The organism is Enterobacter sp. Ap-1006 (assembly GCF_011752835.1).
Lineage (GTDB): Bacteria > Pseudomonadota > Gammaproteobacteria > Enterobacterales > Enterobacteriaceae > Cedecea.
This window is the reverse complement of sequence record NZ_VWWU01000004.1, coordinates 256205-282151: the sequence shown is the minus strand read 5'-3', so window position 1 is coordinate 282151 and position 25947 is coordinate 256205. Positions and strand designations below refer to the sequence as shown.

Below are 25947 nucleotides of genomic sequence, written 5' to 3'. Positions count from 1 at the left end.
GTAGGTTAGCGAGAGTGGCCTTTGCAGGCGGGGAGCATGCGGCGCAGCGTGCCGTCACGCAGAACATAATGATGAAGCAGGGCGGCGGCAGCATGCGCCCCCGCCAGCAGGATCAGCGCCCAGGCCACATTGTTGTGCAGCATCGCCAGGGTATGGCGCAGTGTCGGATCGAGGTTAAACACGTCCGGAACTTCAAAGAGGTTGAAGAACCAGAACGGCTCGCCCTGAGCCCAGCGGAACAGGAAGCCAAGCATGACCTGAGTCAGCAACAGGATGTAAAGCACGCCGTGCGTGGCATGAGCGGCGATGCGAAACGCGCCTGGCATCGGCACTTTCTCCAGCTTTCGCGACGGCGAAAAAGCGGCGCTGATGCGCCAGATTAGCCGGACGACCATCACCGCCCCAAGCAAAATGCCGAACGAAATGTGTAGCGATTGCAGGCCCTTGCGCAGGGGCGTGCCGCGCTCAAGGGCTTCCCAGACGTGCGCGCTGGCGAACAGGAATATCACGCAGAAGGCGGTGACCCAGTGGAGGGCCATGCTAAAGGCGTCGTAGCGCTTGCGAGGTGGCGTAGCTTCGGGGGGCAGGTAACTCATGATTGTCTCTTCCTCAGGTTCTTGTAAGGAGTAAACAATCGGGGAGGGGAAATTATTCGGTGAAAACGAAAAAAAAGTCAGGCACTCCGCAGAGACCTGACTTGATAAGAGCTGGAGGGCAGCTTAAAGGGCTTTTTCCCACACGGACTGCGGCAGTAAATAAACCGCTTTTTCAGCGTGCTGGCCGTCGGTCACGATGTGTTTGATGCCGCTTGCCATTACGGCCAGCGTCACGTCGAAGGCGTTCAGGCTGTCGCCAAAGCCGGCGGTCAGGTTCAGCATTGAGCCGTTCGCCATCAGGTAAAGCGTTTTGCCGTTAAGCTGGTACGCGTTGATAAACGGCATCACTTCTTCGGTCGGATATTGCTGCAGGTAGCCGCAGTCGATCTCTTCCGCAACGTGGCCCACGTTCAGCACAAACACGCCGTCTTTGGCTTTATCCAGTACCGCTGCGCTGACGACTTTTTTCGCGCCGGTGGCGGTGGCGACAACGTCAGTGGTGGCAATCACGTCATGAATATCAACCACGTGCCAGCCGTCATAGGCGGCCTGCAGGCGGCGGGCCGGATCTAACTCGGCAACCATCACCTGGCCTCCGTAGGCTTTGGCGGCGGCGGCAACGCCCTGGCCCACCAGGCCATAGCCAATCACCAGCACTTTCTTTTCGTGCAGGGTGAGGTGGGTTGTCTGGAAGAAGGTTTGCCAGGCGGTGAGGCCAACCATGTGGCGGTTATGCAGGCCTTCTTTTACCGGCAGATCGTCCCAGTTAAAGATCGGGTAGCCAGGGCGGAGATCCGCGAGGCGGTTGACCCCGGAGCCGGTTGCTTCCAGGCAGGCAACCACGTCGCCAAACTCGCCACGCTGATGCAGCAGCGTGGTGATGTCCGCGCCCATTTCGCACAGATGCGTTGGGCGCCAGGCGATGGCTTTTTCCCACGAGTCGCGCCAGTCGGCGTCGTTCATATTGCGCCATGCGCTGGCTTCCGCTCCGGCGGCGACCAGGTAAGCGACAACGTCATCCTGTACGGTGGTTGGGTTGCAGGTGGTGAGGAAGACTTTGGCGTTTTTCTTCAGCAGGCCTTCAACCAGCGGGATCATTTTCAGGTCGAGATGCATATTGCAGGCGATGCGAACGTGGCTTAAGTCGGGCAGCGCCTGAACCTGTTTGAGGGTGCGAACCATGTGGCGAGTAGACCACGCAATCTCTTTGTTAAACATCTCGTTCTGGGTGCTCACGTCTTTTCCTTATTAATTGTTTTTACTGGTTTTTATAGAATATATCATCACGTTAACGGACATCAGAATAGCAAAACGATGGCCGGTTGTTAATCGCTGAACCCGGCGCGGCAGGCGTGACGTCTGCTTACCAATGTTTTGTTTTTTTCCTCGGTTTCTTCTCTATAGTAAAAGTTTCATTCCCTGATAAAAACGAGAAAAACATGATCAAAAAAGCGCTTGTTGTGTTGCTGAGCGGTGCCTTATTGACCCCGATGATAGCGAATGCCGACAGCACGATAGTCTTCCTGCGTCACGGTGAGAAACCGGCTAACAATAGCGGGCAGCTCACCTGCAAAGGGCTGAATCGCGCGCTGCAATTGCCGTCGGTTCTGCTGAGCCAGTACGGCAAACCGGATGCCATCTACGCCGCCGCGCCGAAAGAGAACAAAACCGGCAGCTCGCTGCGCCCGTTAACCACCATCACGCCGACCGCGATCCGCCTTTCTCAGGCCATCGACCTGCATTACCACGCGGAGCAGACGGATGAGCTGGCGGATGATTTACTGAAAACTCAAAGCAGCGGCCGCCTGACGTTTGTCTCGTGGGAGCACAAAAACCTGGTGATAGCGGCGCAAAAGCTGGTGAAGGCAACCGGCGGCGACCCAACCGTGGTGCCAAAATGGCCGGGCAGCGATTTTGATTCGCTGTACATCATCAAACTGGACGATCAAAAGCGATTTAAATCTTTCACCCACGGTGCTGAAGGGCTGAATAACGTGCCGGACAGCTGCGCGGGAGCGAGCTGACAGAAAAGAAAAACCCGTCTGGAAGACGGGTTTTTTTATGCACTTAGCAAAAGAGGATTACCACCACACTTCAGCCTGAACGCCAGCCATAAACTCGTTCTTGCTGTTTTCGTTAAAACGGAAGTTTGACAGCTCGTTGTCCAGAATATTCAGGTATGTGCCGTAGAAACGAATTTCAGGACGCGAGCCGAGCAGGCTTGGGCCAACCTTCAGAGCGTGATAGAGCGTGGTTTTGTAACCCGACTCTTTCAGGTTTACGCCCTGTTCGGTTTTGTTTTTCTGGGTAAACCAGCTCAGCTCCAGGCCGGTCTGGTTCCAGGTATCCCAAATCCACGCCGGGCGAATCACGGCCCGAATGCTGCTGAAGTCGCTGTGGGCACCGCTCTCATAGCTATAAACATCGCTACCCTGGGAGTAAACCAGTGCGTTAGCCATAATGATCCTGTCCGCGAGGTACATTTCCCCCTGCGAAATCAGACGCCAGGCCACGCCGTCCGTCTGGTCGCCGTAGTAATATCGGCCCGGTGCCATGGAGTTGCTGGCTCCCGAGAAGTTCGCGAAGCTGCTGGCATAAGAGTTATTGGCCACCTGCAGGGTAAACTCGTTGAAGGTGTCGCGCGGCAGATCCTGGCGCACAATGGCCGTCGCCATCCAGGTATCCTTCAGTTTAAAGAAGGAGCCGTTATTTTCGTTGTCCTTCTGGTCGTCAGTTTTATTGGCAAAGGCGTATTTGCCCATCAGCGACAGTGAACCTTTTTCCCACAGCGGAATGTTGCGGTAGCGCAGGTCAACCGAGTTGGTGTTCATCTGCGTGGTGTGGCTGAAGTCGCGGGAATAAACGTCGACGTCGTTACGGCTGAGGGAGGCGTCAAGCTGGCCGACGCCCAGGTTCCAGTTTTGGATCCCGACGGCCGCCGCCACCTGGGTGGTTAATGATTTCCAGTCGAGCATCTGGATTTCGTACTCAGGCAGCTTGTGCTTCCCGACCCAGAAGTCTGCTTCCGGCGCAAACGGCAGGAAGCCTCTGGTGGTCAGGAAAATATCGCTAAACTGCATGATGTTTTCGTTGCCGTCGTTGTCGCCAAACCAGGCGTCGTTATACTGCTCCCCGACGTTACCGTCGTAGGTCACGATGGCGTTGGCGGTTTTGCCGTCCTGGTTGTAGACGCGCTGGTTCAGCGTTAAGTCGAACCAGCCGCTCATTTCGTTGCCGAAACGACCCAGCGACCCGGCGGCGTAGGTTTGAGCCGACCCGCGATTGGCCGCTGCCCAGCCGGAACGGAAATAACCTTCGTAGCTAAAGCCAATATCATCTTTAATGTATTTGCTGATGTCTTTCAGGGTAACGCTTTCTACGGTAGTCTTGCCGCCTTCGTTATTGACCACGGCCACTTTTTGCGTGCCTTTCACCGGCGTTGGCGCCGGCTTAGTATCGAGATGATTATTTTCATTCTCGATGTTGTCGGCTACCGGAGAATAAACCGTCTGATTGACCGGTGCCGGGCCAGACTGCACGTTGTTACCGGCTGGCTGCAGTTGGGCGACCTTGTCTTTATATATGGCCAGCTCTTTCTGCGTTTTATTTAATTCTGATTTGTTTTCTGATAATTGCCTTTCAAGTAATTCCAGACGCTGCTCGACCGTTAATTTGGCTGCCATTACGTGGGTTGAGGATAACGCCAGAAGGATGGATGAAGACAATAAGCTAACCTTCAATAAATTTGAATTCATAGAATGTCCCAGAAGTATAATTATTATTTGCCTCCGGTTTTAATAACCGAAGGCGGGTGGAAATTAAATTGCTATCATCGGTTTATTTATTACTGCGCCGCCTGTGCTGCATTTACCTTATTGGCGGCCATAACGAACGGTAAATAAATTAGCGTGGAGATGGCCAGGCATAGCAGCCCGACAATCAATGCCATCCAGTTCCCCCCGGTGCCGAAGAAGGCGATGAGCGGCCCCGGCGTTGTCCACGGTACGGCATAGGCAATGGGTGGAATAATCTCCAGAGTGACGAAGGTGTAGCCCACCAAAGAATTGACGAACGGCACCATGATAAACGGAATGATCAGGATCGGGTTCAGCACGATGGGCAGGCCGAAAATCACCGGTTCGTTGATGTTAAACAGGCCCGGCACGAAGGCCATTTTCGCCAGATCGCGGTAGTCGGCACGGCGGGAGGCAATAAAAATAGCCAGCAGCAGGCCGAGCGTCATTCCCGAGCCACCGTAGTTGGCGAAGGCGTCGTTGATGCTCCCCCAGGTGATAGGGTATGGCGCCCCCCACGTAGTGCCGTTGGATGCGGCAAAAGAGAGGTTTTCGAGGTTAGCTTCGGAGAAAATAGTTTCGCGAATCGCCGCCGTGGTGTTCGGCCCGTGAATGCCCAGCACCCACAGGAAGTTGGTGACCACGCCAAGCACCAGCACCGCGACGATATTGGTGCCCATGTTTTTCAGCGGGGCCTGAATCAGGGTATAAATCAGTTCGTTCAGGCCATTCGGGGAGATTTTCGTCAGGCAGTAGTTCAGCACCGAGAAGAAGATCATCACGAAGAAGATAGGAATTAAAACTTTAAATGAGCGTGCAACCGCCGGCGGTACGGCGTCTGGCATGGTGATGGTGATCTTCGGGTTGCGCGCCAGGCGGCAGAAGATTTCCCCGGTAATCAGTGCGACAATCACCGCCACAAAAAGCCCCTGCGGCCCCAGATATTGCGTGGTCAGATACGACTGCCCGCCCATCATTTGATAAGGGGTATAGACCACGAAGAACGCGCCGATAGCGGTCAGACCGCACAGCAAGTCGTCCTGCTGATAGCTGATAGCGATATTACGTGCGACCAGGAAGGCAATCATGATCGACATGATATTCACCGACCCATTCATCACCGGGGAGAATATGTTTTGAGCTTCGGCTAAGTTAGGGAATAACACGCCGAGATGCAGCAGTGAAGCAATAAAACCATCCGGTGAAAGGATGGCAAAGTTAATCAGTACGATCAGCGAGCTGGCCATAACGATGGGGAACGACAAAATAAAAGCATCGCGGATGGCCGAGACGTGTATCTGAGAGTTTAATTTAATCGCAATAGGAACAAGGAGCTTTTCCATACCGCGCTCAAAGGCATTCATAATACTCATGATGCGCCCTTTATCATTAGAGAGATATTGACTGATGATATAAGTTTATTGGCGAAGCCTCTGCTTAATAGCAGGTCGCGTAACGATAAACCTAATCAATTACCCATTGGGTTGTTATTTTGGCTGGAAAGCTTAGCGTTCACCGAGTAAATTCAGTGCGGAATCAAGAACTGATTTGCCATCCATTTGCCCGTAATACTTCATATCGATTACCGCGACCGGAATTTTCCCCTGGGCGATTTCCTCTATTTCACTTTTTTGGAAACGAACCTGAGGCCCGAGCAGGACAACATCTGCTTCATTTCTTTTAATTCTTTCTTTCGCCTCGGCAATCGCCAGTGCATTAATATTGACCGAAATATTTCCCGCGCTGGCGTGATCCTGCATTCTTTTAACCAGCATGCTGGTAGACATCCCGGCCGCACAAACCAATAATATATTCTTCATTTTTTCCCTTAACGCTTCGTAGATAATCAACCAGCGGCTAACTTAATGAATATCAATGCGTTCATCTGCCATTTCGATCACAGTTAGTCATGCCCGAGTGGTGCAGAAAGCAAAGTGAAAATGAACCTATGTTGCGCTTTTATTATGACTCGAATGGTAATTGACTGTTTTTAAATAAGTTGAGGAGGTTCAAAAGTGGTGTACAAAGATGTTGTTAACTTACTAAAAAGCAGGATCAGCAGCCCGACCTATCATATCGGCGACGCCCTCCCTTCGGAAAAAGAGCTGGCAGAGTTTTATAATGTGTCACGCAATACTTTGCGTAAGGCATTGAAAGTGCTGGAAGATGAGGCGCTGATTGAGCGTCGGCACGGCTCCGGCACCTATGTGAGAAATAAACATTTTCAGGCTTCTGTTACGCATCTGGACAGCTTCACCGAGATAGCCAGAAGTGAAGGAAAAAAACCGTCCAGCCAGGTACTGAGATTTGAGCTGCAGCAGGCCTCGGAAGAGATTGCCAGCCGCCTGTTGCTGGCCATTGGCGAGCCGGTCTATTACGCCAAACGACTGCGTCACATCGACAACGTGCCGATGCAGCTGGAAGAGACCTGGCTGTCGGTGAATCGCTTCCCCGACCTGACGGTCAACCACATGAAGCGTTCGAAATTTTCCTATATCGAAGATGAATGTGGGGTCAAAATTCACGGCTGCTATGAGGCGTTTCAGCCTGTTTTGCCGTCAACCGAGATTGCCAAAATGCTGCATATCAGCATCCGGGATCCGATTATTCGCATGGAAACTCAGTCCGTTGACGCCAGCCATAGCCCGATTGATTACTCGATCCTCTACACCAACGTGTTCGAGTTCCAGGTGAAGTACTTTTTGCCCCGTAAGGGAGACTAGCCGCTGAGGCAGGCCGCGCATTCGCAATGTCTGTCACAGTTCTGGTTTAAAAAGAGGTTCAATAATAGTTCTAAAAGTGAACCTGTAGGTGCTCAAAGGCGAATAACGACGTTAACTAACTGTATAGCCTACCTTTTGACAGGTTCAAAAGTTGTTCATTTGATTATTCTGCTTCTATTGCCTGGTAGGCTTCCCATTGATTAATATTTTCTTCGTCATCAAAACTGATAATTAAAAATTGAAACCCATCAATTTTATTTTTCCTTTTACCAGGCATGAATATGGCCGGTGCGAAATAATTTCTATATTGCATAAGAAATAAATAGTGTGCCGGAAATATGCAGGAGGAATTAACCGTATGAATATCGCCGCATTTGATATCGGGGGTACTGCATTAAAAATGGGGATCGTCAGTTCGCAGGGCGAGATCCTTGCCAAAGGTAAAGAGACGATCGGCGACAGCGATGGCGAGCAAATTTTACAGGCCATTTTAGCCTGGATCGCCGCGCACCCCGGCTGTGAAGGCGTGGCGATCAGCGCCCCAGGCTATGTTAATCCCCATACCGGTTTTATCGAAATGGGTGGGGCCATCCGCCGCTTCGACAACTTTGCCATCAAAGAATGGCTGGAAGAACGCACGCAGCTGCCCGTAGCCATTGAAAATGACGCCAACTGCGTCCTGCTGGCTGAACACTGGCAGGGGAAAGCGGCGGGGATGAGCAACTTCCTCGTACTGACCATCGGCACCGGCATCGGCGGAGCGATTTTCTGCAATAACCAACTGGTACACGGCGCGCGCTTCCGGGCGGGAGAATTCGGTTACATGCTGACCGAACGCCCTGGCCCACGCGATGTTCGCCGCTACACCATGAACGATACCTGCACCCTGAGAACCCTGCGCAAAGACTACGCGGAGTATGTCGGCAAGCCGCTTGAGGCCGTCAGCGGGGAAGAGATTTTCGACCGCTTTGATGCCGGCGACGTGGCCTGCCAGCGTATGGTGAACGCGTTCTTCAACGATCTCGGCACCGGCCTTTATAACCTCGTCAATCTGTTCGACCCGGAAAAAATCCTGCTCGGCGGCGGCATTGTGGAACGCCCAGGCTTCCTTGCGCTGCTGCGCGAACATCTGGCCTGGTTCACCATCGACGACTATATCGACACCGTCAGTCACGGCAACGATGCCGGACTCATTGGCGCGGTCTACCATTTTAATCAGCACTATCGGTCGCAGCATGCGATCTCTAATTAAGGGAGAGAATATGTCTGGATTCAAAGAAGGTTTTCTGTGGGGTGGCGCGGTTGCGGCGCACCAGCTGGAAGGTGGCTGGAAAGAGGGCGGCAAAGGCGTTAGCGTTGCGGATGTGATGACAGCCGGCGCCCACGGCGTCCCGCGTGAAATTACCGATGGCGTGCTGCAGGGAAAAAACTACCCTAACCATGAAGCGATCGACTTCTACCACCGCTACAAAGAAGACATCCAGCTGTTTGCCGAGATGGGCTTCAAATGTTTCCGTACCTCCATTGCCTGGACGCGTATTTTCCCGCTGGGCGACGAGCTGGAGCCGAACGAAGCCGGTCTGCAGTTCTATGACGACCTGTTTGACGAATGCCTGAAGCACGGCATTGAGCCGGTGATTACGCTGTCGCACTTCGAAATGCCTTACCATCTGGTCACCGAATACGGCGGCTGGCGTAACCGTAAGCTGATTGATTTCTTCCTGCGCTTCTCGAAAGTGGTCTTCACTCGCTATCAGCACAAAGTGAAGTACTGGATGACCTTCAACGAGATCAACAACCAGGCCAACTACCACGAAGACTTCGCGCCGTTCACCAACTCGGGCCTGAAGTATCAGCCGGGTGAAGATCGCGAGCCGGTGATGTACCAGGCGTCGCACTATGAGCTGGTTGCCAGCGCTCTGGCGGTGCGTGCAGCCCGTGAAATCAACCCTGCGCTGCAGGTTGGCTGCATGATTGCCATGTGCCCAATTTACCCGCTGACCTGTGCGCCAGGCGATATGATGATGGCGATGAATGCGATGCACCGCCGCTACTGGTTTACCGACGTGCACGTGCGCGGCAAGTACCCGCAGCACCTGCTGAACTACTTCGAGCGCCGTGGTTTTGAGCTGGATATTACCGACGAAGATCTCGCGGCGCTGGCCGAAGGCTGCGTCGATTACATTGGCTTCAGCTACTACATGTCGTTTGCGACCAAAGCCAGCGCCGACAACCCGCAGTTTGACTACGACGAATCAAAAAGCCTCGTTTCTAACCCGTACGTGCAAAAATCCGACTGGGGCTGGCAGATTGACCCGGTGGGCCTGCGTTACTCTCTGAACTGGTTCTGGGATCACTATCAGCTGCCGCTGTTTATTGTGGAAAACGGCTTCGGGGCGATTGACGTGGCGCAGGCCGACGGCTTCGTGGACGACCAGTACCGCATCGATTATCTTTCGGCGCACGTCGCAGAAATGAAAAAAGCGGTAGTGGAAGACGGCGTTGACCTGATGGGCTACACCCCGTGGGGCTGTATCGACCTGGTCTCCGCCGGGACGGGCGAAATGAAAAAACGCTACGGCTTTATCTACGTCGATAAAGATAACGAAGGCCACGGCAGCCTGAGCCGCAGCCGTAAGAAATCCTTCCAGTGGTACAAAGACGTGATTGAGAGCAACGGCGAAAAGCTCTGATAAGACTTGTGGTTAACTGAGTGAACGCTGGTTTTTAAACCAGCGTTTTTTTATTTCAGCTTACCCAGCAACTCGCCGGAGTTGACCACAAAGCCGAAGCATTGCTGCACGTTATACAGGCTGGCCTCCACGCAGTATTTCGGCGACGTTGTGGCGCTGCAATCCTCCAGCAGCAGGCAGTCGTAACCGTGGAAGTTGGCATCCTGCAGCGTACACAGCACGCACTGGTCAAGGTTCACGCCTGCAAACAGCAGGGTCGTGACGCCGAGGTTCCTCAATACGCTGTCCAGCACCGTGTCCTGAAAGCCAGACATCCGGTATTTATCAATGCGAATGTCCTCGGCATCGGGCGTGAGCTCTTCCACGACTTCTGCAGACCAGCTGCCCGCCTGGAGCACCGGCGCGCCGGACTCAGGCAGCGGATCGCCCAGGCCCGTTTGGGTGCCATCCGGGTTATAAACGTGCAGTAGCGCAGGGCTGAGATTAAGCCTGTCCGGGCGGTTACCCCAGTTGAGCCAAATCACCGGCACATTGGCCATGCGCAGCGGCGGCAACAGTTTGCTCAGGGGGGCGATCGGCGCTCGAGCTGGCGTCACGTCCACACCAATGTGCGCCAGCCAGCCTTCGGGGTGGCAGAAATCATTTTGCATATCGATGACGATCAGCGCGCTGTGTGCCAGATCGAACGAGATCTCGCGCCCACGGCTTTCCAGAGAGAGCGGCCTTGAAGCGCGGCCAGTGCGCACCATATTCACGCTTTTCCTTGTCACCCGCCATTGATTATGTGGGGCGCTGCCGAGGGGATAACCAGCCATTAGCTCGCTTCCCCCTGCAGCACCCGGAGGTCTTCCTCATCCAGCGTAACGGGGATACCGCGGCGGATCAGTTCGGCGAAACCTTCGTTGGGCGTCATCACCGTCAGCGTATACAGCTTGCCTGCACCGGTATTGCGGATAGCGTGTTCGTTGCCCGGATGCAGTAGAAGAGCATCGCCTTTGCGAATAGCCGTTTCTTCATCGTTGCAGCGGGCGATACCTTCCCCGGAAAGCACGTAGAAAAACTCGTGTGCCTCGGCGTGAGCGTTAGGTGGCGTAGCACCGCCGGGGGTAAAAATTTCAACCACAAACACGTTTTCGATGCCGTCCTGATGCTTGTCGAACAGCACGGCGAAATAGTTAGTGTCCGTCGGGCTGATGCGAAAAGCCTGGGCGCTGGACACGTCGGTAAGGCGGAAATGATTCATCGGTTATGACTCCTTGCGGTAAGGCTGCGTCAGGGCGCGAGGCTGAATGGTTCGCCCCACCACGCCGGACATCGCCAAAATAGTGAGCAGGTACGGCAGCGCCAGCAGAACCTGCGGCGGCAGCGAACTTTCGAAGACCTGCAAAGAGAGCTGCAGCGCATCGGCAGCGCCAAAAATAAAGGCGGCTAGCAGGGCTTTCAGCGGACTCCAGCGGCCAAAAATCACGATAGCTAAGGCGATAAAGCCCTGGCCGCTAACAACGTTGTCGCGGAACAGGCCGATTTGCGCGGTGACCAGATAGCTGCCGGCAAGCCCCGCCCCGAGGCAGGAAAACAGCACGCCCCAGGTGCGCAGTTTGAGTACGTTAAGCCCGGCGGCATGGGCCGCTTTCGGGTTTTCACCCACGGCGCGCAGCGCCAGGCCAAAGCGGGTATGGAACAGGCCAAACTGAGCGACAAACACCAGGGTGAGGGTGAGATAGAGTGGCCAGGGTTGGGTAAAAAGTACCGGGCCGATAAACGGCAGGGATGACAGCAGCGGCACCGGCCAGGCAGCAAACATCGGGATCGCCGCCGTACCGCTAGCCCCGATGGTCAGGGAATAAAGCCAGGAGGCCAGGCCCGCCGCCAGGATATTAAAGACAATCCCCACCACAATCTGGCTGGCGTGGGCGCGTAAATACAGGGCGGCCAGTAATACGCCGACCAGCAGGCCGCCCACGCCGCCCGCAAAGAAGCCAACCAGCGTTGAGCCGGTATAGGCGGCTGCAAGATAGCTGCTGAGCGCACCCAGCAAAATAGTGCCTTCCAGCCCGATGTTAAGGACGCCTGCGCGTTCGGCGTAGATCTCGCCGAGAGCCGCAAGTAAGACCGGGCCTGCAAGGCGAATAGCCGCGGCCAGCCAGCCGATGAAAAAGGCGGTATCAAGGTGCGTCATGGCGCTCATGATTTTTTCTCCACTAAAGCATCCTGCGTGACGGGGCGGCTCGGCAGGCGAAGGCGGTAATAGCGCAGAACGTCGCCCGCCAGGATCATCAGCACCACCAGGCTTTGCAGAATCAGCACCACCGAAGTGGGCAGGCCGGTTTCTCGCTGCATGGCGCCGCCACCCACCTGTAACCCGCCGTACAAGATTGCGGTAGGGATCACCAGCAGCGGATTCAGCCTCGCCAGCAGAGCGACCACGACACCGATAAAGCCGACGCCGCCGGAAATACCGTCCATCAGGCGGTGCTGTACGCCAAGTACCGCACACAGCCCGGCAAGTGCCGCAAAGCCGCCGCCAAGATAAACCGCGCTCATCTGGCGACGGGCAACGTCTACGCCGCCGTAACGGGCCGCTTTTGGATTCAGTCCGGCCAGGCTGATTTCGTAGCCTGCAGGCGTGCTACGCATCAGCCAGCAGGTGAACAGAGTGGCAATAATGGCGATGGCGATGCCCCAGTGGGTTTTCATCCCGCTGAGCACAAACGGCAGCCAGGTGTCCTGCGGCAGGCGGGGCGTTTGCGGCAGGTCGCCCGGCGCGCGCATTGGGCCGGACACCAGGTACTGCACTAAAAAAATGGCGACATAATTTGCCATCAGCGAAATCAGGACATCGTTACCGCCAAAGCGAACGCGCAGGGCGCCAACCCAGCCTGCCCAGAGAGCGCCAGCGACAAACGTCACCAGCAGGACAAGCGGCCAGTAAAGTTCGACCGGCAGTTTCCAGGGAAGGCCCTGCGGCGTGCCGGAAAGCGCTATCCAGCTTGCCGCCGCTGCGCCGACCAGGAAGCAGCCTTCAAAGCCGATGTAGCCCAGCCCCGCTCGCCAGATGACCAGCGTGGCCAACGCGATAAGCATCAGCGGCGTGGCCTGCACCAGGCTCAGGCCAAAGCCGCGCATGGAGCCAAAGGCCTCGCTAAACAGGAAGCCATAAGCGTTCAGGGGATTCGCGCCGAAGGGCAAAAACAGCAGACCGCCGACGATAAACGCCGCGAGAATGCCGCCGAAGCTGGTTATCGCCAGCGCCGAGGGGGATTGTGCTGGAGAAAGGCGTCGTTCAAGCCACTTTGTCATGCTGCGGTTCCGCGTGAGTCGGGCTGCCACCGGCCATCAGTTCAGAAAGGAGGGCTGGCGTGGCGTGTGCCGCCTCCATCTCGCCCGCGATTTGGCCGTTGTACATCACGGCAATGCGGTCGGAGAGGTTGAGAATTTCTTCGAGTTCGGCGGAGATCAGCACAATCGCGCAGCCGCTATCCCGCGCTGCCAGCAGGCCCGCCCAAACGGCTTCAACGGCGCCGACGTCCAGCCCGCGCGTAGGCTGTTCAACAATCAGTAATTTGGGGTTCTGCGCAACTTCGCGCCCGAGGATAAGCTTTTGCAGGTTGCCGCCTGACAGCTTGCCCGCTTCGAACTGGGCGTCCGGGGCGCGAACGTCAAAACGGGCAATGATCGCTTTGGCGTGGCGGGCGATCTTCAGGCGATTCAGCAGCCAGCCTTTGGCTTTGGTGAAGCTGCGCTGGGAGCCCAGCATGGCGTTTTCTTCCAGCGAAAGCGTGATAAACGAGCCAACTTCCCGGCGGTCAGCGGGAATAAAACCGATGCCTTTTTGGCGGCGTTGGGCGGGCGTAGCGTCGGAGATATCTTCCCCTTCCAGCAGAATACGCCCGGCTTCGATCGGCATCAGGTTGAGCAGGGCACTTGCCAGCTCCGACTGGCCGTTACCTTCCACGCCAGCAATGCCCAGAATCTCGCCCGCCGCGACCTTAAGCGATGCGCGCCAGATTTTTTGCTGCCCGGTTTCGTCGCGCAGGGCGATGCTGTCCACGTGCAGCACGTTGCGGCCAGGCTTGCAGTGCGTTTTCTCTACGCGCAGCACAACATCTCGGCCAACCATGCGGCGAGCCAGATCGGTTTCAGAGGTGTCAGACACCGACACGGTTTCCACCATTTTTCCCGCCCGCATGACGGAAACACGGCGGGCAATCGCCATGATTTCATAGAGCTTATGGGTTACGATCACCACGGATCGTCCTTCAGCACAGAGAGATTTCAGCGTGGCAAACAGGCCTTCTTTTTCTTTCGGCGTGAGCACCGCCGTAGGCTCATCCAGAATTAGCACCTGTGCGTCACGGTAGAGCAGCTTGAGGATCTCCACCCGCTGCTGCACGCCAACGGAAAGGTGCTGCACCTGCGCCCAGGGGTCAATGGCCAGGCCGTGCTTGTCCGACAGCGCCTGTAGCCTGGCGGCGGCGGCCTTGAGATTGAGCACGCCGCTGGCGTTTTCTTTCAGGCCGAGCACTACGTTTTCGACCACCGTCATCGGCTGCACTAGCATAAATTCCTGATGAACCATACCGATGCCGCAGGCGATGGCGTCACTCGGGTCGCGAAACTTCACGCTTTTGCCCGCCACCACAATATCGCCCTCATCGGCCTTATAAAGGCCGTAGAGGATTTGCATCAGGGTACTTTTTCCTGCGCCGTTTTCGCCCAGCAGGGCGTGGATCTCACCGGCTTCGATGGTCATCGAGACGTTGTCGTTGGCGGTGACGCGGGCAAACCTCTTGGTGATGCGATTTAACGCCACCCGTACCTCTGGCGCAGCTATGTTCATCTGTTGGCTCCGGGTCAGGCGGTGGCGGATAACGCGCCGGTATCAAGCTGTTGCCAGATTTTCTGGAAGGCTTGCCAGGCGCTGTCGCTCACTAAGATGGCGTTGTGGGAGGCATCGCCGTAAATTACCGACCAGGCTTTGGCGACGCTGGGCGCCCACTCTTCACCGCCTTTAAAGGCATGGCCTGCCGCCGCGCTGCCGACCTGTTCCACCACCCAGTCCACGTTTTGCTTGAAGCTGCAGGCGATGTGGGCCGGGGAGACCGCTTTTTGGTCGGTGTAACAGCCGATGGCTTTAACATTCGCGGCAATCGCCCCCTGAAGCGCACCGAGGCCGGTGACGTCAGCGGCATGCCAGATAACGTCTGCGCCATTGGTGATCATGGCCGTAGCGGCCTCTCGCCCTTTTGCCGCGTTACCGTAATCGCCGGTCACAACGCCAAGGCCCTTGATGCCAGAACGTGTTTTTTCCGCTCCGAGAATGAAGGCGCGCATCATGCCCTGCTGGGTTGGGTTATCGCCGCCGCCCACAAAACCCACGGCTTTGCCTTTGTCAGAAATCAACGCGGCCAGCGCGCCTGCGGCATACGCGGCCTGGATATAGGCCAGATTGATGTACTCGACGTTCTTTGGCGCTGCCTCTGCGGGTTTAAAGGTGGAGGCAAAAAAATCGGTATCGGGGTAGTCCGGCGCAATTTCAGTGAACGCCGCGCCGTACTCAAAGCTATGGCCGATAATCAGGTTGTAGCCATCGTCCGCATAGCCGCGGATCGATTGTTCCATTTGTGCCTGCGGCACGCTTTCGCTCCAGGCCACTTTGATGCCGGATTTTTTCAGGCTTTGCAGGCCCTGGTACGCCAGAGAGTTCCAGCCGCCGTCTGAAATGGTGCCCGGCAGCAGCAGCGCCACTTTGAATTCTTTCGTCGCCGCCAGGGCAGAGCGTGACATGACGGGGGCGAGGACCGGTAATACCACGGCGCCTGCCAGCATTTTTGCGAAGTTTCTGCGGGTGATGCCTGCCATTATTTCTCTCCCAAAAGGGTTGATGGAGAAGTGCTGATGGCTTCAGTTATGCCGCGCTTAGCGATATCTTAAAAGCACGTATTTTCGTACTCACCGATGCCTTTTAGGCAACGCAGGAGCCCTGATGCTGAAATATCGTTTACTGGTTTATCTTGATGAGGTGGCGCGCAGCGGTTCGATCCGTAAGGCCGCAGAACGCCTGCATATTTCCGCGTCGGCGATCAACCGCCAACTGCTGGCGCTGGAGGAAGAGCTGGGCACGCCGTTGTTCCAGCGTCTACCGCGTAAAATGATCCTCACGGCCGCGGGTGAAACGCTGATTCACCATGTCCGCCAGAGCTTTAAAGAGCTTGAATGGGCGCAGATTAAAATTGAGGAGCTAAAGGGGCTGCGGCGTGGCGAAGTGACGGTGGCGATGATGAGCGGGCTGGCGGCTAACCTGATCCCGAGGGCGGCCGCTGATTTCCGCCGCGCTAACCCACGAGTAAAGCTGCGCCTGCAGCAGATGACTCGCGGCGAGGACATTACCGGTGCGGTGGCATCTGGCGACGTAGATTTGGGGCTTGGCTTTGATTTTGAAATGCGTTCGGCGCTGCGCAGTATTGCCAGCGTGACGGGCAGGCTTGGCGCGGTCGTTGCACCGGGGCATCCGCTGGCGGACAGAAGCAGCCTGCGGTTAAGCGATTGCATGCCGCACCCCATGGTCATCGCTGATGATTCAACGGTGATTCGGCCTTACCTGAACGACGTATTCGCCCGCGCGATGGTGGCGCTGCAGCCGGTGATTGAAACCAACTCCATTGAGGTTATGCGGCAGTCGGCGATGATGGACCAGGCGTTGACGTTCCTGACGCCGTTTGATATCGAAACCGATTTGCGGAGCGGACGGCTGGTCTATATTCCGGTGCGTGAGCTGGGGCAGCAAACGCAAACGCTGATGCTCATTGGCCACGATCGGGGCACCAGCGCCATCGGTAGCGTGCTGGCCGAAACGCTAAAAGGCATGATGCTGCAGATGGCGTAGCGCCCAACGGGAAGTCGGGCGGAGTATTTAGCGACTAAAAGCGGTGTGTGGGGTCAGCAGGTTGAGATCGGCCTGGCTGACCTCGTCGATTAGCTGAAGTAGCGCGCGGGCGGCACGGTCTACTTCAATGTCACCTCGTACAGCATCGGCGCCGACGGCGTTCCCCGTGGTGCCCGATGGGTGCAGATCCTGGGCCATCCAGCCGAAGCTGATGCCGCCTTCCGGCGTGAGGATGCCGCCTTTGGCTTCCATCGCGACCGAAGCCGAGACAAAATTATCGGCATGCTGCATGTGCACTAAATCAGGATGGAGGTGTAGCATCACGCTGGTTTCGGATTCCCCACCATGAATGCCGTGCTGGCGCTCTGCTTCGCTGTAAAGATCGGCCGTATCAATGGTGCGAAACCAGCTGGCACCCACGGCCAACATCCCTAGCTCCACACGTAGCTTACGGCAGATGATTTCCATTAGCTGAGGCTGCCCGCCGTGGGAATTCCAGAAAATGATTTTGCGGACGCCCGCGCGCCATGCGCTTTTGGCCACTTCAAACCACACCTGACCCAGCACTTCGTAAGGCAGCGTGAGCGTGCCGGGGTAAGCCAGATGTTCGTCAGACTTGCCGATGGGTAACGCGGGCATGAACAGCACGGGCAGGCCTGCGGGGCGATGTTCTACCGCTCGCTGGATAATACCGGCATTGATAGCGGCATCGACCCGCACCGGAAGGTGGGGGCCATGCTGTTCCACGGCGCCAACGGGCAACACCGCGACAATATTGTGCATCTCCAGCTCGCTGAATTCGCGGGTGGAAAGATCCCACCACCAGGGGGAAGAGGGCAGTTTCATAGGGTGTCTCCTTTTCCTTCAAGCTGCCATACTCAGCGGTATCGTTAAAGCAGCAAAAATGGCGCGTTGCGTTGCCTTTTTGAGAACGGAATTTTGAACAGTCATAACGACGAAGGCTATTTTTCCCTGTCCGTAAGCTAAATTGGGGGTATCACGGGCTGTATTTAGCTTATTTAGTTCTTAATCATTCTTTTTTAGCTTAAAGGGAAGTTATTTTGTGTTCGATTTAAATAAATAATTAAGGAACAGTGAGGTGTTTACACATAATTATTTTCTTTATGTATGTTTAATTTATTAACTAAATAAACTTGCCGTACATGATATTGACGAAGTTGATTACCTCTGATGTACTAGCCTGGAATTTTGTTTTTTTGCCACGGTGATTTAATCACCGAAAAAGTGCTGGCTGAAATTAACCCTGGACACGATCATGAAAAAAATAACACGGCTTATGTTGGCCACCACAGGTTTACTTGTTTCAATGTTTGGATATGCCGAAACCACAAAGACAGATGCCAGCGAACACCGTATTCCAGCGATAAAATTAATTAACACGGCTGATAATAACTCTGCGTTTGTAAAAGGTTCAATTCCCTCTCTGGCGAAGCTCTCTTCTGAAAATCTCTATTTCAGTAATACCTTTGAAGAGTGGCAGAAAGGGGTGCATCCGGCACCGAAAAAGCAGTACGTGGTTACCCTGAAAGGCAAGCTGAAGTTTAAGGTTAGCGACGGCTCCACGTTCATCATCGAACCAGGCACAGTGCTGCTTGCGGCGGATACTGCAGGCGAAGGCCACAGCTGGGATATCGTTGATGGGAAGGAATGGGTGCGCGTTTATATCCCGGTGGGTGACGACGATCGCTTCATCGCAGATAAATAATTCCGGCACAGATAAAGCACTAATTTCAGCCCCGTTAACCATAGAATGGACGGGGCTGCTACGCCTAAAAATAGTAGTTTTAATTCAGTTTTAGAATATTAATTCGTTCATTGTTTGTCATCTCCTTGTCATTATTTTATGTAGCCAGACCATTATAAATAATGGCTAAAGAAGTCTCTCAGGCTGCCGATAAAAAATCGATAATTCAAAAAACACCGTCGCAACCGTTGATGTGATTTCTACCAATTACCTCCTCTTATTGCCTGCGATATAACCACTAAAGCTCAGAGGGATTTATGAACAAACTGAAGAATATGCGCCTTAGTACCATGCTGGGGGCTGGCTTTGCGCTGGTCATCGCTATTGGATTCTTTGTCGCATTATTTGCCAGAATGCAGTTGGTTTCTGTTGGAAATAACCTTAATTATGCAGCCAATGTCCGGCTGGTGAATTTGCTGCTGATCGTAAAGATTAAGGATAATATTACGGACAATGCCCACGATATTCGTGATATGGCGTTGTTCACCACGCTGCCGCATACCGAAGCCGAGAGTCGGGACTACATTACAAAAACCAACCTGGTGCTCGAAAAGCGTATCGCGGACAACAACGTTCTCTTGAAGCAGCTGGATAAGGCGCTGAGGCTTAAGCATTCTCGCGAGCTGTTCGACAACCTGAACAATGTTCGCCCGGCATACTCTCAGGCGCTTCGTAAGGTGATGAGCGTCAGCGCGGCGGGGCAGTATGATGCCGCCCGCGCGTTAGTCATCAGCGAAGTGGTTGGCCCCCAGGCCAGAGTACTCGATGCGCTCAGCGAGATGATTAGCGATCATTCCGGTAGCACGGTGGGTATGGCCCGTGGCTATGTGGAGGAGGCTCATTTTGCCGGTAACTTGTTGTTGATTATTACGATTATCAGTGCCGTGATTGGCTCTTTGATTGCCTGGAGCATCGGGCGAGCGGTGAAAGGCCAGCTTGGCGGCGAGCCCGTTTATGCCGTCTCCGTGGCAAAACAAGTTTCTGAGGGGCAGCTCAATACCGCCGTTGAACTGAAGCAAGGGGACACCAGAAGTCTGCTCGCGGCTATGGATGAGATGCGTAGCCGTCTGCTCGGGGTTGTGCGTGAAGTGCGAGACAGCAGCCATTCTATCTCCGTGGGTGCCAGCGAGATTGCGGCTGGCAGCACCGATCTCAGCCAGCGCACTGAAGAGCAAGCGGCCAGCCTGCAGGAAACGGCCGCTTCGATGGAGCAAATGAGCCAGACAATTCAGCAGAATGCTGAGACGGTGCGCACTGCGACTCGCCTGGCCAACTCTGCCAGCGAAACGGCCACGCAAAGCGGGAATGCCGTTAATAATCTGGTGCTGACGATGCGTGAAATTAGCGAAAGCTCACAGAAAATTGGCGACATTATTAGCGTTATTGACGGCATCGCATTCCAGACTAACATTCTGGCGCTGAATGCTGCCGTGGAAGCCGCTCGTGCAGGGGAATCCGGGCGCGGTTTTGCAGTAGTTGCCGGGGAGGTTCGCTCGCTGGCGCAGCGTTCTGCTTCGGCGGCCAGTGAGATCAAAGCCCTGATTGAGGACAGCATGCGTACGGTAACAAAAGGATCGGATATGGTGAGTTCGGCGGGAACGACGATCGATGACCTGGTGCAACAGTCGCACCGCGTGGCCGGGCTTATTTCTGAAATTGGCGTGACGACGGAAGAGCAGGGGCAGGGGATTGCGCAGATCAACGTGGCGATCACTCAACTGGATCAGGTTACGCAGCAGAACGCTGCGCTGGTGGAGGAGTCTGCCAGCGCCGCTGAGAGCCTCAGCGATCAGGCTACTCGGCTGGTGCAGCTGATGAGTATCTTCAATACCGGGCAGGTCATTGCCGCAGCCAACGCCCGCCAGGCTAAACCCGCACCGGCTTCTACCACTCGCAGGCCAGAGCTTGCCGCGAACGGTGGCAGTTTAGATAACTGGGAGCAATTCTAAAATCTGCCGTAAGCTGTTTTAAAACTAAGGCCTGAGTTTACTCGGGCCTTACTGTTTTTAGGTTAAATTCACCTCGTTCTGCAAAGTTGATAAAAACAGGTGGGTGGGATATCTTTATTTTTAACATAGTGCCAATCTTATAAATGTTGAGAATATGAAAAGCGAATTATTTAAATTTACTGAAGAAAATAATAATGGTTATACCTTTAGATGGACAAAAAGACATTATGAGTACTGTGCGGATAATAAGATATTTTTAGGTCACAAAGGCAGGAAGGTTTATAAAGAGAGAAGTTTATTGCGTTTCGTCAAAGGCGATAAAATAAAAATTGATGATAATGTTATCGCCGAAGAGTATTCCACTATGCCGATACGTAATTTTTCCAGCGTGGGCGCGTTTTCATTTCCAAGTTGCCATTTTTCAGGCAATACTGTCATCGGCAGATTCTGCAGTATTGCTGGGAATGTGAAGGTGATGGGAGGCAATCATCCCATGGACAGATTTACCACACATATGCTGACCTACAACGGGGGATTTGATAAATATGCCAGGGCTGAATTTAATCAGGAGTGGGTATTAAAACCGTTTGATACGACGCAAAAAAATCCTGTAATAGGCAACGATGTCTGGATCGGCAATGATGTGGTTTTAAAAGGGGGAATTACCATCGGTGATGGCGCAGTTATTGCTGCAAACGCTGTGGTGACAAAGGATGTGCCTCCTTATGCCGTTGTTGCAGGTGTGCCAGCCAGGGTAATTAAATACCGTTTTAATGCTGATGTAATTAATGAGTTATTACATTTGAAATGGTGGGAATATAACTACCCAGAACTTCCTGATAATAATAAATGTGACGATATCGATTATTTTATTAAAGAGATTAGTGATGGGATTGCCAGTGGAAGATTGAAGGTAAAAGAGTATAAGAAATTCGATCTTTCTAAAGACTTTAAGACGCTTTAATTTTGCGACTGCTCATTGTCGTGAGGCTTTATTTTTCGTTTCTGCGACCCTCTGGGAACGTTTATCAATCATTGCCTTTCCCGCTCGATATTACAGGCTGGCATGTTCTTCACCATGCCGGCTTTGAGTGATAAAACAACGGAAATAGGGCTGGCGGGAAGGAAAGAACCCTTTGTACTGGTCATAAACGTGACTGACCCTGAAAAAATGAAGTTTGATTAATGTTACATTTGATCTCGCTTGTCACAGTCTTATTGATTAAGTGGTTAATTTTAAGGATAAATTATGCCAACAGCGATTGATAAAGCGTTAGACTTCATTGGTGGTATGAACACCTCGGCCTCCGTGCCACACCCTATGGATGAGAGCACCGCGAAGGGAATGTTTAGGTATCTGAAGCAATTGGGCGTCCCGGCAAGTGCTGCCGACGTTACGGCTCGTGGTGTTCAGGAGGGATGGAATACCGACTTCACGAAAAAAGTTGCTGGTTGGGCGGATAAGGTTGAGTCCGGTAACCGCCTCGTGATTAAAAACCCTGAATACTTTTCTGCCTACATGAAGGAAGAGCTCCGGGCGCTGGTGTGAGCTGACGACTTTGTTGTCCGAAGCAGCAAAAAGTTGCCGAAATACGTTAGGCGTTGAACAGGGTTGACATCTCCAAAGTACCGGATACCAAGTAGCCGGTTAAACCGGAATAAAACAAGGCGGGCGGATGCCCGTCTTTTTTCTAGTTTGGAGGAAATATATGAATGCGTGAGTAGTTCTTTTGTTAGGTTTATGATGATTATTTACATTCGTGGTATTAATAATTCGTTGTATCTAACCCTCCTGTAATATTAGCGCTACTTCTCGAAGCTCTCCCATCACTATAGTTAGTGTCATATCCTCCTGTGATATTAGAACTGCTTCTCGATGTTGTTCCATCGCTATAAGTCGTGTCATACCCTCCTGTGATATTAGAGCTACTTCTCGATGTTGTTCCATCGCTATAAGTCGTATCGTACCCTCCTGTGATATTAGAACTACTTCTCGATGTTCTTCCATCGCTATAAGTCGTGTCATACCCTCCTGTGATATTAGAACTGCTGGTTGAGGTTGTTCCATCATCATAGGTGCAGTCCTGCCCGCCAGTTATATTTGCTTGACAGCGATCCGCAACAGCATCTCCAGCCACTAATATTATTAAAATGGAACATATTTGTAACATTTTCATGGTATGCAATCTCTCGGTGATTTGGATTTCAGATATTTTAATTATAGTTGTTCAATATTGTACACATAAGGTGCTAACTCAATTTTTTGTAATATGGCATGAGATAAAAACACCGGTGGTGTAGATTGGTAGCGAGTTAATTAACGGGCAACAGGTCAGCAGCGCACGCTCGCACTAGTCGTTATCTGAGTGAAAACACTAAAGAGCGTTATCACCAATGCACTAACATCAATTGCAGTTGTACCTTTGTGACGATGGAGTCAGTAGAAAGATTTATTGTGACCCCTGGCAATATAAACCACGCTCCACCCCACCTATCACCAGGCGGCCAGGACCTGCTCTGGATGTAGAAGAACCCGCCGAGTGCGGGTTCTTTGTTGTCTGTTAGGGCGATCATGCGTGATATCCATCGCCATTTTATCGCCACTGAAAAATACAAATAAAAAAGCCACTCGCTAGAGTGGCTTAATCATATGCTTTTAAAGCTAAAATTTGGTGGCCCCTGCTGGACTTGAACCAGCGACCAAGCGATTATGAGTCGCCTGCTCTAACCACTGAGCTAAGGGGCCGTGGCGCTGAATTATAATGTAACTGTCGATGGCGATCCAGCGCTTAAGTGGCGTGTGCTTATTTTATAAACAATGGCTAATCAATCCCTTATACTTCCCATTCGATTCATTCAGCTGAGAAATACAATGGTTAGCGATATCCTTCAGCCGGACCTTCGGGTCGTGTTTTGCGGCATTAATCCGGGAAAATCATCCGCTCATCTCGGGCTGCCTTTTGCTCATCCTGCCAACCGTTTCTGGAAGGTGCTCCATCTTGCGGGTTTTACTGACCGCCAGCTCAAGCCTGAAGAGGCGCAGCTGTTGCTTTCCTACGGCTGCGGCGTGACGAAACTGGTGGAGCGGCCAACCGTGCAGGCAAACGAAGTGGCACTGCAGGAGCTGCGTGCTGGCGGGCGAGAGCTGATTACAAAGATGCAGGAGTACCAGCCGGGAGCATTGGCGATTCTGGGCAAGCAGGCGTTTGAGCAGGCGTTCAGGCAGCGCGACGCGAAGTGGGGCAGGCAGGAGGTTACTCTGGGTGATACCGAGGTGTGGATTTTGCCTAATCCAAGCGGCTTGAGCCGCATCACGGTGGATAATCTGGCTGAGGCTTATAGAGAGCTGAATGAGTCGCTGGCGGCTCGTGGGCGGTAGGGTCTGGTGTTGCCGTTTTCCCTCACCCCGGCCCTCTCCCGGAGGGAGAGGGGGAATTAAAAGAGGCTCCCTGAGTGAGAGGGAATGAAAATAATCTCCCAGAGGGAAAAGGGGAATTAAAAGCTGTGTACGGAGAGCGAAGTGAAAAAGAGGTGCCTGCGGGAGACGGGAGAAACCGCAAATTCAAGGCAAAAAAAAGCTCCCATGCGGGAGCTTTTCAATTTTTGACACCGATTAATCGTCCAGGAAGCTACGCAGGACTTCAGAGCGGCTTGGGTGGCGCAGTTTGCGCAGCGCCTTCGCTTCGATCTGACGGATACGTTCGCGGGTAACGTCGAACTGTTTACCCACTTCTTCCAGCGTGTGGTCGGTGTTCATGTCGATACCGAAGCGCATACGCAGGACTTTCGCCTCACGCGCTGTCAGGCCAGCCAGAACATCGTGCGTTGCGGAACGCAGACTTTCGGAGGTGGCAGAATCCAGCGGCAGCTCGAGGGTGGTGTCCTCGATGAAATCACCCAGATGCGAATCTTCATCGTCGCCGATTGGCGTTTCCATGGAGATAGGCTCTTTGGCAATTTTCAGCACTTTACGGATTTTGTCTTCCGGCATCAGCATACGCTCGGCTAACTCTTCCGGCGTTGGCTCACGGCCCATCTCCTGCAGCATCTGGCGCGAAATACGGTTGAGCTTGTTGATGGTCTCAATCATGTGCACCGGAATACGGATGGTACGCGCCTGGTCGGCGATGGAGCGGGTGATAGCCTGACGGATCCACCAGGTTGCATAAGTCGAGAACTTATAGCCACGGCGGTATTCAAACTTATCAACGGCTTTCATCAAGCCGATGTTGCCTTCCTGAATCAGGTCGAGGAACTGCAGGCCACGGTTGGTGTATTTCTTCGCGATAGAAATAACCAGACGCAAGTTGGCTTCAACCATCTCTTTCTTCGCACGGCGCGCTTTCGCTTCACCAATGGACATGCGACGGTTGATGTCTTTTACCTGCTCGATGGTCAGGCCGGTCTCTTCTTCGATCTGCTGCAGTTTCTGCAGGCTGCGGTGAACGTCTTCGGAGACTTCATGCAGTTTCTCAGACCACGGCTTGTTCATCGCAATGGCCGCGTTGAACCAGGTTTCGCTGGTTTCGTTGCCGGTGAACAGCGTGATGAAGTTTTTCTTCGGCATTTTGCACTGCTCAACGCACAGCTTCATGATGATACGTTCTTGGGTACGAACGCGGTCCATCATGACACGCATGCTGTTGACCAGGTAGTCGAACTGTTTCGGCACCAGGCGGAACTGTTTGAACACTTCAGACAGTTGCAGGATCTCCGCGGCGGCGTCAGCGTGGCTGCGGCCCTTCGCTTTGATGGTGTCGCGAGTCAGTTCGTACTGCTTGCGCAGCTCACCAAATTTTTCGCGCGCCAGTTCCGGGTCGATGCTGTTGTCATCGTCGGAGCTGTCGTCGTCAGACTCTTCGTCTTCGTCCTCATCGTCGTCCATCTCTTCCTGAGAGAGTTCGGAGCCGACGTGGGTTGCGGTTGGCGCGAGATCTTCTTCCGCGTTAGGGTCAACAAAGCCGGTGATGAGGTCGGACAGGCGTGCTTCTTCAGCTTCAACGCGATCGTACTGCTCCAGCAGATAGGTGATCGCTTCTGGGTACTCGGCAACCGAGCACTGTACCTGGTTGATACCGTCTTCGATACGCTTCGCGATATCGATCTCACCCTCACGGGTTAACAGTTCAACGGTCCCCATTTCGCGCATGTACATACGCACGGGATCGGTGGTACGTCCAATTTCGGACTCCACGCTGGATAGCACCTGGGCAGCCGCTTCTTCCGCGTCTTCATCGGTGCTGTTAGAGTTTTCAGCAAGCAAAAGATCATCGGCATCAGGGGCTTCTTCCATCACCTGAATGCCCATGTCGTTGATCATTTGGATGATGTCTTCGATCTGATCGGAGTCGACGATATCTTCCGGCAGATGGTCATTGACCTCGGCATAGGTCAGATAGCCTTGCTCCTTACCACGTTGGACAAGAAGCTTGAGCTGTGACTGCGGGTTTTGCTCCATAAGACGGTATCCACACTTCAGTATTAGGGTTGTGTCGGTAGGCGTTGCCGCCAACAATAACGTACGAGGGCTGATTTATTTTT

22 protein-coding genes, 1 tRNA gene and 2 pseudogenes are annotated in these 25947 nt (G+C 53.7%); 11 read left to right on the top strand and 14 right to left on the bottom strand.

Features of this window, described 5'->3' with window-relative positions:
- Positions 1–5: 5 nt before the first annotated feature.
- Both F3J28_RS14185 and F3J28_RS14180 read right to left on the bottom strand, forming a co-directional pair.
- Entirely contained in the window at positions 6–596 is a 591-nt protein-coding gene (locus F3J28_RS14185; RefSeq protein ID WP_205247197.1) for a cytochrome b, read from the bottom strand.
- Positions 597–719: 123 nt separating this feature from the next.
- Entirely contained in the window at positions 720–1814 is a 1095-nt protein-coding gene (locus F3J28_RS14180; RefSeq protein WP_166877660.1) for an adenosylhomocysteinase, read from the bottom strand.
- 221 nt (positions 1815–2035) lie between these two features.
- On the opposite strand from F3J28_RS14180, the gene F3J28_RS14175 reads away from it, so the two are divergent.
- Positions 2036–2620 carry a histidine phosphatase family protein gene (locus tag F3J28_RS14175; protein ID WP_166877070.1) on the top strand — a complete coding sequence of 195 codons (585 nt, stop codon included), beginning with the start codon at positions 2036–2038 and terminating at the stop codon, positions 2618–2620.
- Positions 2621–2677: 57 nt separating this feature from the next.
- Here the strand turns inward: F3J28_RS14175 and F3J28_RS14170 are convergent, their stop codons facing one another.
- The 3 genes from F3J28_RS14170 to F3J28_RS14160 form a co-directional block, all read right to left on the bottom strand.
- Positions 2678–4351: a carbohydrate porin gene (locus tag F3J28_RS14170; protein WP_166877067.1), complete on the bottom strand. Its 1674-nt coding sequence runs from the start codon at positions 4349–4351 to the stop codon at positions 2678–2680.
- An 89-nt stretch (positions 4352–4440) separates the two neighbouring features.
- Positions 4441–5763, bottom strand: a complete 1323-nt coding sequence (locus tag F3J28_RS14165) for a PTS sugar transporter subunit IIC (RefSeq protein WP_008460011.1) — start codon at positions 5761–5763, stop codon at positions 4441–4443.
- 132 nt (positions 5764–5895) lie between these two features.
- Positions 5896–6210: a PTS sugar transporter subunit IIB gene (locus F3J28_RS14160; RefSeq protein WP_166877064.1), complete on the bottom strand. Its 315-nt coding sequence runs from the start codon at positions 6208–6210 to the stop codon at positions 5896–5898.
- Between the two features lie 195 nt (positions 6211–6405).
- Between F3J28_RS14160 and F3J28_RS14155 the strand changes: the two genes are divergently transcribed.
- The 3 genes from F3J28_RS14155 (at position 6406) to F3J28_RS14145 (ending at position 9806) form a co-directional block, all read left to right on the top strand.
- Positions 6406–7113: a GntR family transcriptional regulator gene (locus F3J28_RS14155; protein ID WP_166877061.1), complete on the top strand. Its 708-nt coding sequence runs from the start codon at positions 6406–6408 to the stop codon at positions 7111–7113.
- Positions 7114–7471: 358 nt separating this feature from the next.
- Positions 7472–8365, top strand: a complete 894-nt coding sequence (bglK, locus tag F3J28_RS14150; RefSeq protein WP_166877058.1) for a beta-glucoside kinase BglK — start codon at positions 7472–7474, stop codon at positions 8363–8365.
- Positions 8366–8375: 10 nt separating this feature from the next.
- The gene (locus F3J28_RS14145) at positions 8376–9806 is read left to right on the top strand and encodes a 6-phospho-beta-glucosidase (protein WP_008460019.1); all 1431 of its coding nucleotides are present in this window, start codon (positions 8376–8378) and stop codon (positions 9804–9806) included.
- Positions 9807–9856: 50 nt separating this feature from the next.
- Here the strand turns inward: F3J28_RS14145 and F3J28_RS14140 are convergent, their stop codons facing one another.
- Genes F3J28_RS14140 through F3J28_RS14115 form a run of 6 tightly spaced genes read right to left on the bottom strand, consistent with a single transcriptional unit; the run spans position 9857 to position 15668 of the window.
- Positions 9857–10621 carry a cysteine hydrolase family protein gene (locus tag F3J28_RS14140; protein ID WP_166877056.1) on the bottom strand — a complete coding sequence of 255 codons (765 nt, stop codon included), beginning with the start codon at positions 10619–10621 and terminating at the stop codon, positions 9857–9859.
- A complete protein-coding gene (locus tag F3J28_RS14135; protein WP_166877052.1) occupies positions 10621–11049 on the bottom strand; it encodes a cupin domain-containing protein in 429 nt (142 codons plus the stop codon). The genes F3J28_RS14140 and F3J28_RS14135 overlap by 1 nt, the downstream gene beginning before the upstream one ends.
- Before the next feature lie 3 nt (positions 11050–11052).
- Positions 11053–11994 carry an ABC transporter permease gene (locus tag F3J28_RS14130; RefSeq protein WP_166877050.1) on the bottom strand — a complete coding sequence of 314 codons (942 nt, stop codon included), beginning with the start codon at positions 11992–11994 and terminating at the stop codon, positions 11053–11055.
- Entirely contained in the window at positions 11991–13106 is a 1116-nt protein-coding gene (locus tag F3J28_RS14125) for an ABC transporter permease (protein WP_166877047.1), read from the bottom strand. The genes F3J28_RS14130 and F3J28_RS14125 overlap by 4 nt, the downstream gene beginning before the upstream one ends.
- Complete coding sequence (locus tag F3J28_RS14120; RefSeq protein ID WP_166877045.1) at positions 13090–14646, bottom strand: ABC transporter ATP-binding protein; 1557 nt, start codon at positions 14644–14646, stop codon at positions 13090–13092. The genes F3J28_RS14125 and F3J28_RS14120 overlap by 17 nt, the downstream gene beginning before the upstream one ends.
- Before the next feature lie 14 nt (positions 14647–14660).
- Positions 14661–15668: a BMP family protein gene (locus tag F3J28_RS14115; RefSeq protein WP_286178216.1), complete on the bottom strand. Its 1008-nt coding sequence runs from the start codon at positions 15666–15668 to the stop codon at positions 14661–14663.
- A gap of 124 nt (positions 15669–15792) precedes the next feature.
- On the opposite strand from F3J28_RS14115, the gene F3J28_RS14110 reads away from it, so the two are divergent.
- A complete protein-coding gene (locus tag F3J28_RS14110) occupies positions 15793–16692 on the top strand; it encodes a LysR family transcriptional regulator (RefSeq protein WP_166877042.1) in 900 nt (299 codons plus the stop codon).
- Positions 16693–16719: 27 nt separating this feature from the next.
- Here the strand turns inward: F3J28_RS14110 and F3J28_RS14105 are convergent, their stop codons facing one another.
- Positions 16720–17538 (bottom strand): creatininase family protein, encoded by an 819-nt coding sequence (locus tag F3J28_RS14105; RefSeq protein ID WP_166877039.1) that lies wholly within the window; start codon positions 17536–17538, stop codon positions 16720–16722.
- Positions 17539–17968: 430 nt separating this feature from the next.
- Between F3J28_RS14105 and F3J28_RS14100 the strand changes: the two genes are divergently transcribed.
- The 5 genes and pseudogenes from F3J28_RS14100 to F3J28_RS14080 form a co-directional block, all read left to right on the top strand.
- On the top strand, positions 17969–18418 hold the full coding sequence (locus F3J28_RS14100; RefSeq protein ID WP_166877036.1) for a cupin domain-containing protein: 450 nt from the start codon (positions 17969–17971) through the stop codon (positions 18416–18418).
- Between the two features lie 296 nt (positions 18419–18714).
- Complete coding sequence (locus F3J28_RS14095; RefSeq protein ID WP_166877033.1) at positions 18715–20406, top strand: methyl-accepting chemotaxis protein; 1692 nt, start codon at positions 18715–18717, stop codon at positions 20404–20406.
- A gap of 154 nt (positions 20407–20560) precedes the next feature.
- Positions 20561–21370 (top strand): CatB-related O-acetyltransferase, encoded by an 810-nt coding sequence (locus F3J28_RS14090; protein ID WP_166877032.1) that lies wholly within the window; start codon positions 20561–20563, stop codon positions 21368–21370.
- 262 nt (positions 21371–21632) lie between these two features.
- Positions 21633–21955: pseudogene (locus tag F3J28_RS14085) on the top strand (DUF1889 family protein).
- A gap of 786 nt (positions 21956–22741) precedes the next feature.
- Positions 22742–22933 (top strand): annotated as a pseudogene (locus F3J28_RS14080) (DNA-binding transcriptional regulator); the annotation flags it as partial.
- Positions 22934–23076: 143 nt separating this feature from the next.
- Here the strand turns inward: F3J28_RS14080 and F3J28_RS14075 are convergent.
- Positions 23077–23152: transfer RNA gene (locus tag F3J28_RS14075), tRNA-Ile, on the bottom strand.
- 126 nt (positions 23153–23278) lie between these two features.
- Here F3J28_RS14075 and mug point away from each other — a divergent pair.
- Positions 23279–23785 (top strand): G/U mismatch-specific DNA glycosylase, encoded by a 507-nt coding sequence (gene mug / locus F3J28_RS14070; RefSeq protein WP_166877025.1) that lies wholly within the window; start codon positions 23279–23281, stop codon positions 23783–23785.
- A 234-nt stretch (positions 23786–24019) separates the two neighbouring features.
- Here mug and rpoD read toward each other — a convergent pair whose 3' ends face one another.
- On the bottom strand, positions 24020–25864 hold the full coding sequence (gene rpoD / locus F3J28_RS14065; protein ID WP_008460031.1) for an RNA polymerase sigma factor RpoD: 1845 nt from the start codon (positions 25862–25864) through the stop codon (positions 24020–24022).
- Between the last annotated feature and the right edge of the window lie 83 nt (positions 25865–25947).